This window comes from Novosphingobium album (ex Liu et al. 2023) (genome assembly GCF_029076845.1).
Lineage (GTDB): Bacteria > Pseudomonadota > Alphaproteobacteria > Sphingomonadales > Sphingomonadaceae > Novosphingobium.
This window is the reverse complement of the sequence record NZ_JARESE010000070.1, coordinates 108,529-123,016: the sequence shown is the minus strand read 5'-3', so window position 1 is coordinate 123,016 and position 14,488 is coordinate 108,529. Positions and strand designations below refer to the sequence as shown.

Below are 14,488 nucleotides of genomic sequence, written 5' to 3'. Positions count from 1 at the left end.
TCGTCTCTCCCCAGGTTTTCGCTTATGGCTGCGATCGGGCGCTTGCCCGCGTCCGGCCGACCCTATCGGGCTTGCGGCGCGGCGGCCATGCTCCGGCGTCCAGACAGCCCATCGGAAGTCCAGGGGGCATGGGGTGTCTGGAAATGCGCGGAAGAGCCCATTTCGTTGCCAAACGCGCATTTCCCGACAACCTCTTACGGGATTACCCCGTCGGTGAAACTGCGTCCGTCCGGGTTTACGCGATATCTGCCTATCTCCGTTAAGAAAGTCGTCGATCGGTGAAGCGGGTGCGTTTTGCCGCATCGGGGAGAAGACGGCATGGCTTCGAGACTGTTCCCGCAATTCCGCGCCGCCCCTCGCGCGCCGCGCCGCGCCATGGGGGGGCGATAGATGTTCAGCGGCCCCGTCAGCGGCGAAGCCGAGGAACGGGCGGCCCCTGCCGCCGTTTCGGACCGCGCCCGGCTTGAACATGCCGGCGCCGCCTTTCACGCCATCTTCGACAGCGCGCCGCACGGGATGCTGCTGGTGGAGGCATCGGGGCGCATCTTCGCCGCGAACCCGCGCGTCAGCGAGATGTTCGGGTTCGAGCCTGGCGAGCTTGTCGGCGAATCGATCGAGGCGCTGCTGCCGCACCGCTACCGCGCCGGCCATCGCACCTTGCGCGATGGCTATGCCGCCGCGCCCGTGGGCCGGGCGATGGGCCAGGGCCGCGACCTCACCGGGCTGCGCAAGGACGGTGTCGAGTTCCCGCTGGAAATCGGCCTCAATTCGATCGAGACCAGCGGCGGGCGCATGACTTGCGCGGCGATCATCGACATCACCGAGCGCAAGCGCGGCGAGATCCGCCTGCGCGAAGCGAACATGCAGCTTCAGGAATTCACTTACGTCGCCTCGCACGATCTGCGCTCGCCCATCCGCGGGATCGCCAACCTGATCGAATTCATCCGCGAGGATTGCGGCGATGACGTGCCGCTGGCCGTGCTGCGCAATCTTGACCGGATGGACGAGCGCATCGGCAAGGTGGAAAAGCTGATCAACGATCTGCTCGCCTATGCGCGCGCGGGCCGCAGCATCGGCAAGCTGGAGACGATCTCGCTGCCCCGCATCGTCGCGGAGATCATCGAGCTGGAAAATCCGCCGGCCGGGCTGGTCGTGACCACCGATCTGGCCGAGGACACGTTCGATGGCGCGCGCACGCCGCTTACCACCGTGATCCGCAACCTGCTTTCCAACGCGATCAAGCATCACGATCGCAAGGACGGCCATATCGCCATCCGCGCCCATTTCGAAGGCAGCGAATGCATCATCGAGGTGGAAGACGATGGCCCCGGCATTCCCCAGCCCGCGCAGGAACGCGTGTTCCGCCTGTTCCAGACGCTCACCGCCTCGCAGCGCTCGGGCGCGGGGATCGGGCTCGCGGTGGTCCAGCGGCTGGTCGATCGCCACGGCGGTGCCATTTCGATCTTCAGCCGCGACGGGGAGCGCGGCACGCGCTTCCGCGTCTCCTGGCCGCGCTATGTAAGGACGGATCTCGATGACTGACGACAAGGTGGATGTGCTCGTTATCGACGATGACGATATCACGGCCGAAATGGTCGAACGGGCGCTGATGAAAGTGCCCGGCGAATTTCGCGTCATCGCCGCGCGCGATGGCGTGGCCGGGCTGGAAAAGCTGCTGGGCCGGGCGGACGCCAGCGTTGATCGGCCCAATATCATCCTGCTCGATCTCAACATGCCGCGCATGAACGGCTTCGAATTCCTGGAAGCGGTGCGCGGCAGCCCGGAATTGCGCGACAGCGTGATCTTCGTGCTCACCACCTCGGATGTCGAGACCGACCGTTCGTCCGCCTATTCCTGGCATGTCGCCGGCTACATGGTGAAATCCAGCATCGGTCCGAAGTTCGCCGGGCTCGCAAGGCTTCTGGGCGAATACAGTTCGGCGGTGGACTTGCCGGTCTAGTGGGGCTGGCCATGGAACACGAATGCCCGCGATTCCTGCTGGTCGATGACGACGATGTCGATCGCGAGACGACCGTCCGGCTGCTCGGCAAGTCAGGCTGCGAATACGAAATGGTCGAAGCCCGTTCGCTGGACGAGGCGCGCGCGGCGCTGGGCGCGGGCGCGTTCGACTGCATCCTGCTCGATTACCAGCTCGATGGCGCGCTGGGGCTGGAACTCATGCCCGATATCGTCGGGCATCGGCCGGAGATCTGCCCGGTCATCCTGATCACGCTGCACGAGGCCGAAAGCCTGATCGTGGAGGCGATCCGCAGCGGCGTGGCCGACTATGTCACCAAGTCGAACCTCGACGGCCTGAGGTTGCAGCGCGTGATCGAAGGCGCGATGGCCCGCGCCGCCATCGAGGAGCGCCAGCGCAGCGCCGAGCTGCGGTTCCGCACGCTGGCCGACACGATGCAGCGCGATTACGAACAGTCGCTGCTCGAAGCGGCCGAGCGCGCCGAAGCCGCCGCGCGTGCCAAGAGCCTGTTCGTCGCCAACATGAGCCATGAGATCCGCACGCCGCTCAACACCGTGATCGGCCTGTCCTATCTGCTCGAACGCACGGCGCTCGATCCCGGCCAGGCCGATCTCGTCGGCAAGATCAAGGTGGCGAGCAAGACGCTGCTCTCGATCATCAACAACGTGCTCGATGCCTCCAAGCTCGGCGCGTCGGAAATGGCGATCGAGCGGATTCCCTTTTCGCTGCACAGCGTCGTGCATGACTTGCGCGATCTGGTCGAAGTGCAGATCGCCGAGCGGCCGGTGCGCTTCGTCAGTCAGGTCGCCGGGGAATTGCCCGCGCGGATCATGGGCGATCCCTCGCGGCTGCACCAGATCCTGCTCAACCTGCTGACCAATGCGTTCAAGTTCACCGAAGCCGGCGAGGTCCGCCTCTCGGTCGCGCTGCGCGTGGCGGGCAAGGACCGGCGCGTGCGCTTCGAAGTGGCCGATACCGGCATCGGCATCGCGCCCGACACGCTCGAACACCTGTTCGAGCCTTTCGTGCAGGCCGATTCCTCGACCACGCGGCGCTATGGCGGCACCGGGCTGGGCCTGTCGATCTCGCGCGAGCTTGTCATGCTGATGGGCGGCACGATCGGCGCCAGCAGCGAGCCGGGGCAGGGCAGCACGTTCTGGATCGAGCTGCCGTTCGAACCCTATCGCGAGGCGCGCCGCTCCCAGGCGCCCCAGGCCGAGCCCTTGCCGGCCGAGCGCGGGCTCGATGGCCTGCGCGTGCTGCTGGTTGACGATTGCGACATCAATCTCGAAGTCGCCGCGCATATCCTGAAGATCCAGGGCGCCGAAGTGGAGACCGCGACCAACGGGCAGGAGGCGGTGGAATTCGTCCTCCAGGGATCGCGTCCGGTCGATCTTGTCCTGATGGACCTGCAGATGCCGGTGCTGGACGGCTATGACGCCTTCCGCCGGATCGAGGCGGCGCTGGGCCGGGACCGTCCGGTCGTGCTGGCGCTGACCGCCGGCGCTTCCAACGGCCGCGATCCGGGCATCGAGCTGGGCGGCATGGACGGGCTGATCCCCAAGCCGTTCGATGTCGGCCACCTTGTCGCCACGGTCCGCCAGCATGTCGAGGCGCAGCCGCGCGACGGGGCCGGACCGGAGCGGCGGGCGCCGGCCGCTGCGCCGTCCGCAAGCGATGCCTGGCCGGCTTTCGCCTGCATCGACGTGGCCGACGTGCGGGCGCGGATTGGCGATGACCAGGGGCATTTCCGCCGCGTGCTGCGCCGCCTGCTTGAAGAATACCACGATATCGCCCGGCTGGCCGAGGAACCGCGCGTGGACGTGCGGCGGCGGCGCCTGCACCAGCTCAAGGGCAGCGCCGGCATGATTGGCGCGCGCCGGCTGCAGGCGGCGGTCGCGGCGGCCGAGGCGACGTGCGACCTGCGCTCGGGCCGCCTCGAAGTGGAGGCGATGGCCGGCGTCTGCCAGGAATTCAACGCGCTACGCGTCGATACCGCCGGCTTCCTCAGCACCGATGGCTGGCGCGCCGGCCGGGAGCCCGCGGCGATCCACGGATAAACCCCCAGTGACCCGCTAACGCGAATTTGAGCGCATTTTTGCGATAAGGGATTCGAAGAGGGGCGGAACCGGGGGCCGGAGAATTCAGGTCCGCTATCAGGCGAATTGTTTTGGCGCGAACACAGGAGCGTTGGACAAGATGCCCGAGCATACCATGCAAACCGCGGTTCGATCTCCCGAACTGCAGGCGAAGTACGAAGCACGAAAGCGCGATTGCCTGCGCTCCCTGGGGGAGTTCGGACGGCAGAACTGCCGGGACGAGGCGCGCGTCGCCGCGCTGGTGACATCGCTGCACAAGCTGGCGGGCGTCGCCGGGCTGTTCGGCGATCCCCGGCTGGGCACGATCGCGGCGGAATCCGAGGCGGCCCTGCGCAATTGCGCGCCCGAGCGGCGCGAGGCGCTGATCGGTTCGATCCGCGAAATCATGTTTCATGAAGGGAGAGTGGCATGGCCCGTATCCTGATCGCCGACGATGATGACCTGATGGGCTGCATGTTGCAGAACGCGCTGATGGACGCGGGCCATGCGGTGGGGCTGCTGGGCAACGGCTATGACGCCTTGCGCACGATCCTGACGATGCGGCCGCATCTGGTCATCCTCGATTGCGACATGCCCGAAATGCACGGCGTGGCGGTGCTCAAGCATATCCGGTGCGACCAAGCGCTGTGGAACCTGCCGGTGCTGATGCTCACCGGCTGCCGCAGCCAGTCGGACGAGGACATCGCGCTTTACGCCGGGGCCAACGCCTATCTGCGCAAGCCTTGCGATCCGGCCTATGTCGTGTTCCGGGTGGAGGAAGCGCTGGAAGCGCTGCGGACTTCCGACGAGCAGGTCTGGCGCGCGGCGAACTAGGGTCAGGGCCCATTCCTCGCGTGATCGGCCCCAAGGGCGGCAGCCGCCGGATTGCCCGCGTGACGCGGCGCTGACCACCACCCGGCTTGCCGCGTCCGCTTCGGCGGGGTAACGGCGGCGCGACGCACGGGAGGAGACGCAAGGTGGCAGGCCGCTATTTCGACGAATGGACGCTGGGCGACAGGATCACCCACCAGCCCAGCCGCACCGTGACCGAGACCGACAACCTGCTGTTCTCGGCGATGACGCACAACATGCAGCCGCTGCACCTCGATGCCGAGGCCGCCAGGGCCAGCGAGTTCGGCCAGATCCTGGTGAACTCCACCTTCACCTTCTCGCTCGCGGTCGGGCTCTCGATCGCCGATACCACCGTGGGCACGCTTGTCGCCAACCTGGGCTTCGACAAGGTGGTGACGCCCAGGCCGACCTTCATCGGCGATACGCTCACTTGCACCAGCGAAGTGGTGGAGCTGCGCGAATCGAAATCGCGGCCGACCCAGGGCATCGTCGTGTTCAAGCACGAATTGACCAACCAGCGCGGCGAAGTGGCGCTCTCGATGCTGCGCACCGTGTTGATGAAGAAGAAACCAGCCTGAGACGATCTCGTCCTAACCCGACAACTGCTCGCTCAGGCTGCGCGCCGCCGCCAGCAGCGCTTCCTTGAGGCGAGGCAGCCCCTCGCCGCGTACCGCGCTGCCGATGCCGATGGCGACGAGCGCGTGGCTGGGGCGGCCCGGCGCTTTCCACACCGGCGCGGCGACCACGGTGACGCCCGAGATGTAGTGCCCGCGATCGACCGCGACGCCGGTGGCGCGCGCTTCGGCGACTTGCGCGCGCCATTCCTCCCAGCTTGGCGCGTCTTCCCAGCGCAGCTTGTCGAAGCGCGGCCTGAGCTGCGCCTCCGGCCATTCGCCGAACGCGGCGATGCAGCGCCCGGTGGCCGAGACCAGCGCGGGGAAACGGCTGCCGACCTGGGTGGAAAGCTGGAAGTTCTGGCTCGATTGCGACATCGCCGTGACGATGATGTGATCAAGGCCGTATAGCTGCACGCCCAGCGTCGTCAGGCCGAACTCCTGGCTCAGCCGGTCGAGCACCGGCTGGGCCAGATCGTGGAACTGATCGCGCCGCAGCCAGGCCCGCGCCAGCGTGAGCACCCCGGCGTCGAGCGAATAGCGCTTGGTATCGGCATCGAAGGCGACCAGTTCCTCCTCCACCAGCGCGCGCAGCACGTAAAGGCAGGTGCTGGGCACCAGCCCCAGCTCGCGCGCGATGGTCTGCACCCCCAGCGGCGTGCCGCGCTTGCCCAGCAGGCGCAGGATCGCGGCGGCGCGCGAGATGGCGGGCGCCTTGCTGGCTTTCACCGTGGCGGCAAGGCCGGCTTCGGCGGTGGGATCGTCGATCTCTATCATTCGATATATTGAATATCATTCAACATTTGCAATAGCAAGGCGATTATGCCAAAGCGCCGCCATCACAAGCGGAAGAGGAGGCGCGACTCGCGTAAGCGACGCGCCGGAAGGAAGGCGAATGCCGAAACTGACCGACCTGACGAGCTATGCGGACGCCCAGGCGCACGCCAGTTCCGCCGCGCTGTGGGACTTGTTCGATGGCGACCGCGAGCACCTGAACATCGCGCACGAGTGCATCACGCGCCATGCCGACGGCTCGGGCCGTCCGGCGGTGCGCATCGCCCATGCCGACGGCCCGGATGGGCCGGGCGCCGACGAGATCCTGAGCTTCGATACGATCGCCGCCGGCGCGGCGCAGTTCGCGCACTGGCTCGATGCCGAGGGCGTGCAGCCGGGCGAACGCATCGCCTTCATGCTCGAACCCTCGCTGCCGTTCTACGTCTGCCTGTTCGGCGCGATGCAGACCGGGGCGATCTCGGTGCCGCTGTTCACCCTGTTCGGGCCCGACGCGCTGCGCCTGCGCGTGGGCGACTGCACGCCCGCGATCCTTATCACCAATGCCGAGAAGGCCGATCTCGCCCGTTCGGTGGCGAACGCCGACGGCACGCCGCGCGTCGTCGTCGCCGACGAGAGCCTGCTGGCCGAAATCGCCAAGTATCCCAGCACCTACACGCCGAAGACCAAAGCCGGCGACATGGCGGTGTTCCAGTACACCAGCGGCACCACCCGCGAGCTTCCCGAAGCGGTCAAGCACACGCATAAGACGCTGGTGACGCTGATGTTCGCCGCGCTCTACGGCACCGGCATCCGCCCGGGCGACGAGTTCTTCTGCCCCTCCTCGCCCGCCTGGGGCCACGGCCTGTGGCACGGCACGCTGGCGCCGCTGGCGATGGGCGTCACCACCGGCACGTTCGCCGGCCGGTTCGATCCGGTGCGGCTGATGAAGGCGCTCGACGATTTCGGCATCACCAACATGTCGGCCGCCGCGACTCACTACCGGATGATGAAGAACAGCGGCAGGGGCGGTGATTTCACCTTCCATTTCAACAAGCTGTCCTTCACCGGCGAACCGATCGACCCGGCCACGCTGGAATGGATCGACGAATACTTCAAGGTTCCGGCCTGCTCGATGTACGGCACCACCGAGATCGGCGTGGTGCTGGTGAACTATCCCGGCGCGAAGGATTTCCACGTCAAGCCCGGCTCGCTGGGCAAGGCGGTTCCAGGCCAGAAGCTGGAAGTCCACCGCCCCGACGGCAGCTTGTGCGACCCCGGCGAGATCGGCGAGCTGATGCTGTGGCGCGGCGGCGGCTGGATGACCACCAAGGACCGCGCGAAGATCGACGGGGACGGCTATTTCTATCACTGCGGCCGGGCCGACGACGTGATCATCTCGGCCGGCTGGACGATGTCGGCGGTCGAGATCGAGAACACCATGCTGCGCCATGACAACGTGCTGGAATGCGGCGTGATCGGCGTGCCTGACGATAAGCGCGGCCAGGTGGTGAAAGCCTTCGTCGTCGCCAACCGCGCGCCCAGCGACGAATTCGTCAAGGAATTGCAGGACTTCACCCGCGAAAAGCTGGCGCAGCACGAATTCCCGCGCATCGTCGAGTTCGTTGACGAACTGCCCAAGAACCCCGCCGGCAAGGTCCACCGCAAGATGCTGCGCGACCGCGAGGCGGCCAAGGCCGCCGAACTGGCCAACTGACCCTTTTCCGGCCGCGTCGTCACCCGACGGGGCCGCGCCACGATCCCAGGAGAGAAAACATGGCAACCACCGCAGAACCCATCAGCAAGTTCCCCAAGATCACCGAGGAAGGCCTCGACGATCTCCGCCAGCGCATCGGCGTGAAGATCGAGAACACCATCGAGCCGTGGAACTATGAAGCCACGCGCGATGCGATCCGCCACTATGCCCACGGCATTGGCGACGACAATCCGCTGTGGTGCGATCCCGAATACGCGGCCCAGACCAGGTACGGCACGATCGTGGCGCTGCCTTCGTTCCTGTTCACCACCAGCCGCATCGTCTCGGGCTATTGCGGCGGCCTTTCGGGCGTCCACGCGATGTGGGCCGGCGCCGACTGGACCTGGCACAAGCCGGTGCTGCGCAACGACACGATCCGCGCCGAAGCCTATCTGAAGGATCTGGTCGAGCACCAGACCAAGTTCGCCGGCCGCTCGTTCCAGCAGATCTACCACGTCGATTTCTACAACCAGTCGGGCGATCACGTCGCCGGCGCCGATTCGTGGGTGTTCCGCACCGATCGCGACGAAGCGCGCGAGCGTGGCACCAAGTACACCGAGGCGCGCGGCCGCGTGGAGCCGTTCACCCAGGAACAGCTCGACGAATTCTACGACATCTATGACCGCGAGGAAATTCGCGGCGCCACCCCGCGCTATTGGGAAGATGTGAACGTCGGCGACAAGCTGCCGCCGATCATGAAGGGCCCGATGACCGTCACCGGCTTCATCTGCTATGCGCAGGGCTGGGGCGGCCTTTACATCCGCGCCAACAAGCTGGCCTACAAGATGCAGAAGGCGCACCCGGGCCTGGGCATCCGCAACCGCTTCAACGTGCCCGATTGCCCCGAGCGCGTGCACTGGGACGAAGCCTTCGCGCTGGAAGTCGGCGCGCCAGGCGCTTACGATTACGGCCCGGAGCGCTGCTCGTGGCTGACCCACCACATGACCAACTGGATCGGCGATGACGGCTTCCTCACCCAGTCGAACTGCCAGATCCGTCGGCACAACCCGGACGGCGACGCCATCGTCATCACGGGCGAAGTAACGCGCAAGTTCGAGGAAGGCGGCAAGAAGTTCGTCGAGGTCGAGCAGAAGGCGACCACGCATCGCGGCGAGCTTTCCGCTTTCGGCACCGCCGTCGCCGAACTGCCCAGCAAGGCGGGCTAATGCCGGCCGCCGCTCTCCGTCCGGCATGGCCGGGCGGGGAGGCGGCCCCCGTGGCGATGGGAAAGGCGGCGTGCGCGGCCTTGCCCATCCATCGGTCCGCGAAGGGACCGCCACCTCCCCATCGCCGCGGCGACAGGGAGGATTTTTTGTCCTAGTGCCGGGTGAGGATGATGACTCAAAGCGCTTGCGTGAACTGGCCGGGCCCGCTGGCGGGCGTGCGGGTGATCGATTTCACCCGCGTGCTGGCCGGCCCCGCCGCCAGCCTGGCGCTGGCGGACCTGGGCGCCGAGGTGTTCAAGATCGAGCCGCCGGGCACGGGTGACGAGACGCGCACCTTCCCGCCGATGCGCGATGGCGAAAGCCATTATTACCTCGCGGTCAATCGCGGCAAGAAATCGATCGTGGTCGATCTCAAGACGCCCGAGGGGCTCGAACTGGTCAAGGATCTGGCGGCCCGCTGCGATATCCTGGTCGAGAACTACCGGCCCGGCGTGATGGACCGGCTGGGCCTGGGCTATGAGACGATGCGCGCGATCAACCCGCGCCTGATCTATTGCTCGATATCGGGCTATGGCCAGACCGGGCCGCTGAAGGACCGGCCCAGCTTCGATATCGTGCTCCAGGCGATGTCGGGCGCGCTGTCGATGAACGGCGAGCCCGGCGGGCTGCCGACCAAGCTGGGCATTCCGCTCGGCGATCTGGTGGGCGGGATCAACGGCCCGATCGGCATCCTCGCCGCGCTTTATGAGCGTGAGCGTACCGGCCTGGGCCGGCATATCGACGTCAGCCTGATGGACGGGCTGCTCGGGATGCTGGGCTATATCGCCCAGCTTGCCTTCTTCACCGGCCATGATCCGGCCCGGCCCGGATCGCAGCATCCCAATCTGGTGCCTTACGGCATTTTCCCGGCGAGCGACGGCTCGATCGTCGTCGCCTGCCTGACGCCGGGGTTCTGGGGGCGGATCTGCGCCTCGATCGGGCGGCCCGAGCTGACCGGGGATGCGCGCTACGACACGCTGGAAAAGCGTCGTGACGCGCGCGCGGAAGTCAACGCCATCGTTTCGGACTTCACCAGCCGGCACACGGTGGACGAACTGTTGGCGATCTTCACCGCGCACGAAGTGCCGCACGCGCCGATCCTGGGCGTGACCGAGGCGTTGACCCAGCCGCAGGCCGTCGCGCGCGAGATGGTGGTGGAGACCCGGCACCAGACGCTCGGCACGATCCCGATCGTCAATCGACCGATCCGCTTCACCGATGCGCCGCAGCCGGTGCCCGAGGCACCGCCCGTGCTGGGCCAGCACAGCGAGGCGATCCTGTCCGAAGTGCTGGGGCTATCGCCCGAGCGGATCGCGGCCTTGCGCGCGGCGAAAATCATCGCCTGAACTTGCACCGCGATGCGCTTGCCGCCATGGCGGGAGCCACAGCACTGGAGGAGAGGACAGCCGTGGGCGAATTGCGTTTCGACAACCGTGTCGCCGTGATCACTGGCGGCGGGCGTGGGCTGGGCCGGGCCCATGCGCTGCTGCTGGCGAGCCGGGGCTGCCGGATCGTGATCAACGATCCGGGTGTCAGCATGGCCGGCGATGCGACCGGCGAAGGCCCCGCCGAGGCGCTGGCCGGTGAAATCCGCGCGCTGGGCGGCGAGGCGGTGGCGAACACCGATTCGGTCGCGACGCCCGAAGGCGGCAAGGCCATCATCGGGTCCGCGCTCGAAGCCTTCGGGCGGATCGACATCCTGATCCATTCGGCCGGCAACGTGCGGCGCGGGTCGCTGTGCGAGCTGGGCTATGAGGATTTCTGCTCGGTCCTCGATGTGCACCTGAAAGGCGCCTACCACGTCGTGCGCGAGGCGTTCCCGCTGATGATGGCGCAGGAATACGGGCGCATCGTCCTGACCAGCTCGATCAACGGGCTTTACGGCAAGTCGGACAATGTCACCTATGCGATGTGCAAGGCCGGCTTCATGGGGCTTTCGAACACCGCCGCGATCGAGGGCCAGCACGCCAACGTCAAGTCCAACCTGATCGTGCCGGCCGCCGTCACCCGCATGTCCGAAGGCATCGATACCAGCAAGTTCCCGCCGATGGAGCCCGAAATGGTCGCACCGATGGTCGGCTGGCTGTGCCACGAAAGCTGCTCGGCCAGCGGCGAGATGTATGTCGCGATGGGCGGGCGCATGGCGCGCGCCTGGATCGCCGAGAGCGAAGGCGTCTTCCGGCCGGAATGGACGCCCGAACAGGTCGCCGACCAGATCGCCGCGATCCGGGGCGGCGGCGAAACCCTGGCCTTTCCGCCCGTGCCCGATGGCCAGCTTGAGCACCTGATGTTCGGCTTCAAGATGATCCGCGAGGCGCAAGGGGTTTGAGGGTTTTGTTGGGGAATGCGCCTATCGGTGCGGCCACGAAATGCGCTTTTCAGCGCATTTCCCATTAAACTCTCAAAACCGGCCGGGCCCGCTTTCGCGCGTCCCGCAAGTATTCAACCCGCGATTGCCAAATGCCTTGGCGAAAGCCATGATGGTGCTCGTTTCGGCGGGGGCATAACCGTGCGGGTCTATTGCGCGCGGGCGGCGATTGTCTTTGCCGGATCGCGAATAGGGATAATTACCGGGGTATCTGCCTGACGCGATATCGGCCTGTCCGAACGCGGGCGGGCAAAGTACCATCCCTTTTCGGATGCGTTTCAGGGCACGGGAAGATGCCCGAGGCACTATAAGGGCTCGGCGCGCTGTCGCGCGGGGCTCGATTTGGGGAAGGACGGCGATGTGGACAGCTCGGTTCACGCGATGATCGCGCCTTATGGCGCGCGCCGGCAGGCGCGGGCGCGGCGGGCATGACGGCGCTGCTCGCCAGCGCGTCGCTCGACCGGATCGGTCGGGTGCTGGTGGTCGAGGACAATCCGGGCGACGCGGATTACATTGCCGAGCTGCTGAGCGACGATCACGAGGAGATGGTGCTGGTCGAAACCCTGGCCGGCGCGATCGCGAAGCTGCACGCCGGGCCGTTCGATGCCGTGCTGCTCGATCTGAAGCTGCCCGATTGCGCCGGGGTGGAATGCGTCGATGCCGTGCGCGCGGTGACGCGCGAGACGGCGATCGTCGTGCTGACCGGGCTGGACGAGGAAACGCTGGCGCTGCAATGCCTTGAAGCGGGCGCGCAGGACTATATCGCCAAGAACGAGCTGCGCGGCCACAATCTGGCGCGGGCGATCCGCTATGCCCTGGCGCGCACGCGCGAGGCGAGCGAGCGCGACCGGGCGGAGCACCTGCGGGCCCTTTTGGCCGGCATTGTCGAGGCATCGAGTGATGCGATCATCAGTGGCGCGGCCGATGGCACGATCACGAGCTGGAACGCGGCCGCAGGGCGCATCTTCGGCTTTCCGGCCGACGAAGTGATCGGCCGCAAGGCGCGCGACTTCGTGCGCGCCACTGATGTCGGCGGCACGATCGAGCAGCACGGGATCATTGCCCAGGCGCTGGGCGGCGAGATCGGCCGGCCTCACGAGATTTCGCTGGTCGGCAAGGACGGGCGCGAGATGACGCTGTCGGTCACCGCCTTCGGGCTGGGCGAGAGCGAGGGTCCGGCCACCCATTTCGGCGCGATCTGCCGCGACATCACCGAAAAGCACGCGCAGGAGGAACGCCTGCGCCTGCAATACGAACTGCTGCTGACGCGCGACAAGCAGATGCGGCAATTGACCGCGCGCCTCAACAACGTGCGCGAGGAAGAGCAGCGCCGGATCGCGCGCGAAGTGCATGACGAGCTGGGCCAGCTGCTCACTGCCCTGCGCATGGACATTTGGTGGATGGAGCGCCAGATCGCCGACGATCCCGATCCGCGCGCGCGCGCGCTGGCCGCGCGGATCGAGGAATCGGGCAAGCTGGTCGCCGCGACGATCGAGACCGTGCAGCGGATCTCGGCCCAGTTGCGGCCCAGCGCGCTCGATCTGCTGGGCCTGCCGGCGGCGATGCAGGACATGGTGAGCAAGTTCGAGCAGCGCACCGGCCTTGGCGTCACTTGCCGGATCGACGATAGCCGGCCCGTGCCACCCGATGTGGCCACCGCCTTCTTCCGCATCCTGCAGGAAATGCTTACCAACATCGTCCGCCATGCCGGGGCATCGCGGGTCTGGATCGACTTCGCGGCGCTGCCGGACGAATGGTGCCTGGAAGTACGCGACGATGGCCGGGGCTTTTCCGCGTCGGCCCCTGACAGCGGCCGGGTCTCGCTGGGCCTGCTGGGAATGCGCGAAAGGGCCGAGTTGCTGGGCGGCGCCATCAGGATCGACCGGAGCGCGCCGGTGGGCGTGACCATCACCGCCCGGATCCCGCGGCAGGAAGGGCCGCGCGCATGAAGCGTATCCTGGTTGCCGACGATCATCCGATCACGCGCCGGGGGCTGCAATCGATCACCAGGGAGATTTTCGGCGCGGTCGACGTGGGCGAGGCGGAGGATTCGGGCGCGGTGCTGAAGCTGGTGAACCAGGCCGGCTGGGATCTGATCCTGCTCGATGTCGTCATGCCGGGCGGGATGGGCCTCCTCGATCTGCTGCGCGCGATCCGGCTTCGCGATGCGAAAGTGCCGATCCTGGTGATCACCGCCAGCGCCGAACTGGCCTTCGTCGTCCAGTCGATGAAGGCGGGCGCCAATGGCCTGATCCACAAGCACTTGCCGCCCGAGGAACTGGTGCGCGCGATCGAGACGGTGGCCGGCGGCGGCACTTATCTGCACAGCGATACGGCCGCCGGCATCGCCCGCACGCTGGGCGAGGAGCGCGAGCCGCTGCCGCACGAAAAGCTCTCGCAGCGCGAACTGGAGATCCTCAAGCTGCTCGCCTCGGGCCGCGCGGTGAAGGAAGTGGCGGGCGATCTGGCCATCAGCGACAAGACCGTGGCGACCTATATCGCGCGCATCCGGCAGAAGACCGGGCTGACCAGCCAGGTCGACATGGCGCGCTATGCCATGCGGCACGATCTGGTCGATTAGGGCCGATCGACATTCAGCCCTGACGGCCTGCAAATGGCGATTTTCCGTGCTTGCGGTGCTCACGTACTTTCGGTGCGCTGCGCTCCCGGTCACGAAGCCCGCTCATTTTCGGGACCTCATCATCTGAATTGCGATCGGCCCTGAGCCGGCCTGTCGGGAAATTTCCGACAGGCGCTGCGAAATGCCTGACACGACAAGCCGGCGATGATCGGCGATGATCGGCCTCTGGTGCAGTAAACCCCAAGAACGGGCCAACCTATGCCGGGTCGCAATGAAGTGGGGGAG

13 protein-coding genes are annotated in these 14,488 nt (G+C 66.7%); 12 read left to right on the top strand and 1 reads right to left on the bottom strand.

Features of this window, described 5'->3' with window-relative positions:
- The first annotated feature begins 390 nt into the window (after nucleotides 1–390).
- The 6 genes from PYV00_RS20330 to PYV00_RS20305 all read left to right on the top strand — a co-directional run bounded on the left by PYV00_RS20330 (nucleotide 391) and on the right by PYV00_RS20305 (nucleotide 5,486).
- On the top strand, nucleotides 391–1,542 hold the full coding sequence (locus PYV00_RS20330) for a sensor histidine kinase (RefSeq protein ID WP_275230147.1): 1,152 nt from the start codon (nucleotides 391–393) through the stop codon (nucleotides 1,540–1,542).
- A complete protein-coding gene (locus tag PYV00_RS20325) occupies nucleotides 1,535–1,960 on the top strand; it encodes a response regulator (RefSeq protein WP_275230146.1) in 426 nt (141 codons plus the stop codon). The genes PYV00_RS20330 and PYV00_RS20325 overlap by 8 nt, the downstream gene beginning before the upstream one ends.
- Before the next feature lie 11 nt (nucleotides 1,961–1,971).
- A complete protein-coding gene (locus PYV00_RS20320; protein ID WP_275230145.1) occupies nucleotides 1,972–4,038 on the top strand; it encodes a response regulator in 2,067 nt (688 codons plus the stop codon).
- Between the two features lie 154 nt (nucleotides 4,039–4,192).
- On the top strand, nucleotides 4,193–4,501 hold the full coding sequence (locus tag PYV00_RS20315; RefSeq protein WP_275230144.1) for an Hpt domain-containing protein: 309 nt from the start codon (nucleotides 4,193–4,195) through the stop codon (nucleotides 4,499–4,501).
- On the top strand, nucleotides 4,486–4,890 hold the full coding sequence (locus PYV00_RS20310; protein ID WP_275230143.1) for a response regulator: 405 nt from the start codon (nucleotides 4,486–4,488) through the stop codon (nucleotides 4,888–4,890). Before PYV00_RS20315 ends, PYV00_RS20310 begins: the two co-directional genes overlap by 16 nt.
- A 143-nt stretch (nucleotides 4,891–5,033) precedes the next feature.
- On the top strand, nucleotides 5,034–5,486 hold the full coding sequence (locus PYV00_RS20305) for a MaoC family dehydratase (protein ID WP_275230142.1): 453 nt from the start codon (nucleotides 5,034–5,036) through the stop codon (nucleotides 5,484–5,486).
- Nucleotides 5,487–5,498: 12 nt separating this feature from the next.
- Here the strand turns inward: PYV00_RS20305 and PYV00_RS20300 are convergent, their stop codons facing one another.
- Nucleotides 5,499–6,299 carry an IclR family transcriptional regulator gene (locus PYV00_RS20300; protein WP_275230141.1) on the bottom strand — a complete coding sequence of 267 codons (801 nt, stop codon included), beginning with the start codon at nucleotides 6,297–6,299 and terminating at the stop codon, nucleotides 5,499–5,501.
- Nucleotides 6,300–6,417: 118 nt separating this feature from the next.
- On the opposite strand from PYV00_RS20300, the gene PYV00_RS20295 reads away from it, so the two are divergent.
- From PYV00_RS20295 to PYV00_RS20270, 6 genes are all read left to right on the top strand, one after another.
- Entirely contained in the window at nucleotides 6,418–8,010 is a 1,593-nt protein-coding gene (locus tag PYV00_RS20295) for an acyl-CoA synthetase (protein WP_275230140.1), read from the top strand.
- Between the two features lie 59 nt (nucleotides 8,011–8,069).
- Nucleotides 8,070–9,215, top strand: coding sequence for an FAS1-like dehydratase domain-containing protein (locus tag PYV00_RS20290; protein WP_275230139.1), 1,146 nt, complete (start codon nucleotides 8,070–8,072; stop codon nucleotides 9,213–9,215).
- Between the two features lie 170 nt (nucleotides 9,216–9,385).
- A complete protein-coding gene (locus PYV00_RS20285; protein ID WP_275230138.1) occupies nucleotides 9,386–10,600 on the top strand; it encodes a CaiB/BaiF CoA transferase family protein in 1,215 nt (404 codons plus the stop codon).
- Nucleotides 10,601–10,662: 62 nt separating this feature from the next.
- Nucleotides 10,663–11,583: an SDR family NAD(P)-dependent oxidoreductase gene (locus PYV00_RS20280; protein ID WP_275230137.1), complete on the top strand. Its 921-nt coding sequence runs from the start codon at nucleotides 10,663–10,665 to the stop codon at nucleotides 11,581–11,583.
- 467 nt (nucleotides 11,584–12,050) lie between these two features.
- A complete protein-coding gene (locus PYV00_RS20275; protein WP_275230136.1) occupies nucleotides 12,051–13,571 on the top strand; it encodes a response regulator in 1,521 nt (506 codons plus the stop codon).
- Nucleotides 13,568–14,203 carry a response regulator gene (locus tag PYV00_RS20270; protein WP_275230135.1) on the top strand — a complete coding sequence of 212 codons (636 nt, stop codon included), beginning with the start codon at nucleotides 13,568–13,570 and terminating at the stop codon, nucleotides 14,201–14,203. The genes PYV00_RS20275 and PYV00_RS20270 overlap by 4 nt, the downstream gene beginning before the upstream one ends.
- Nucleotides 14,204–14,488: the final 285 nt, after the last annotated feature.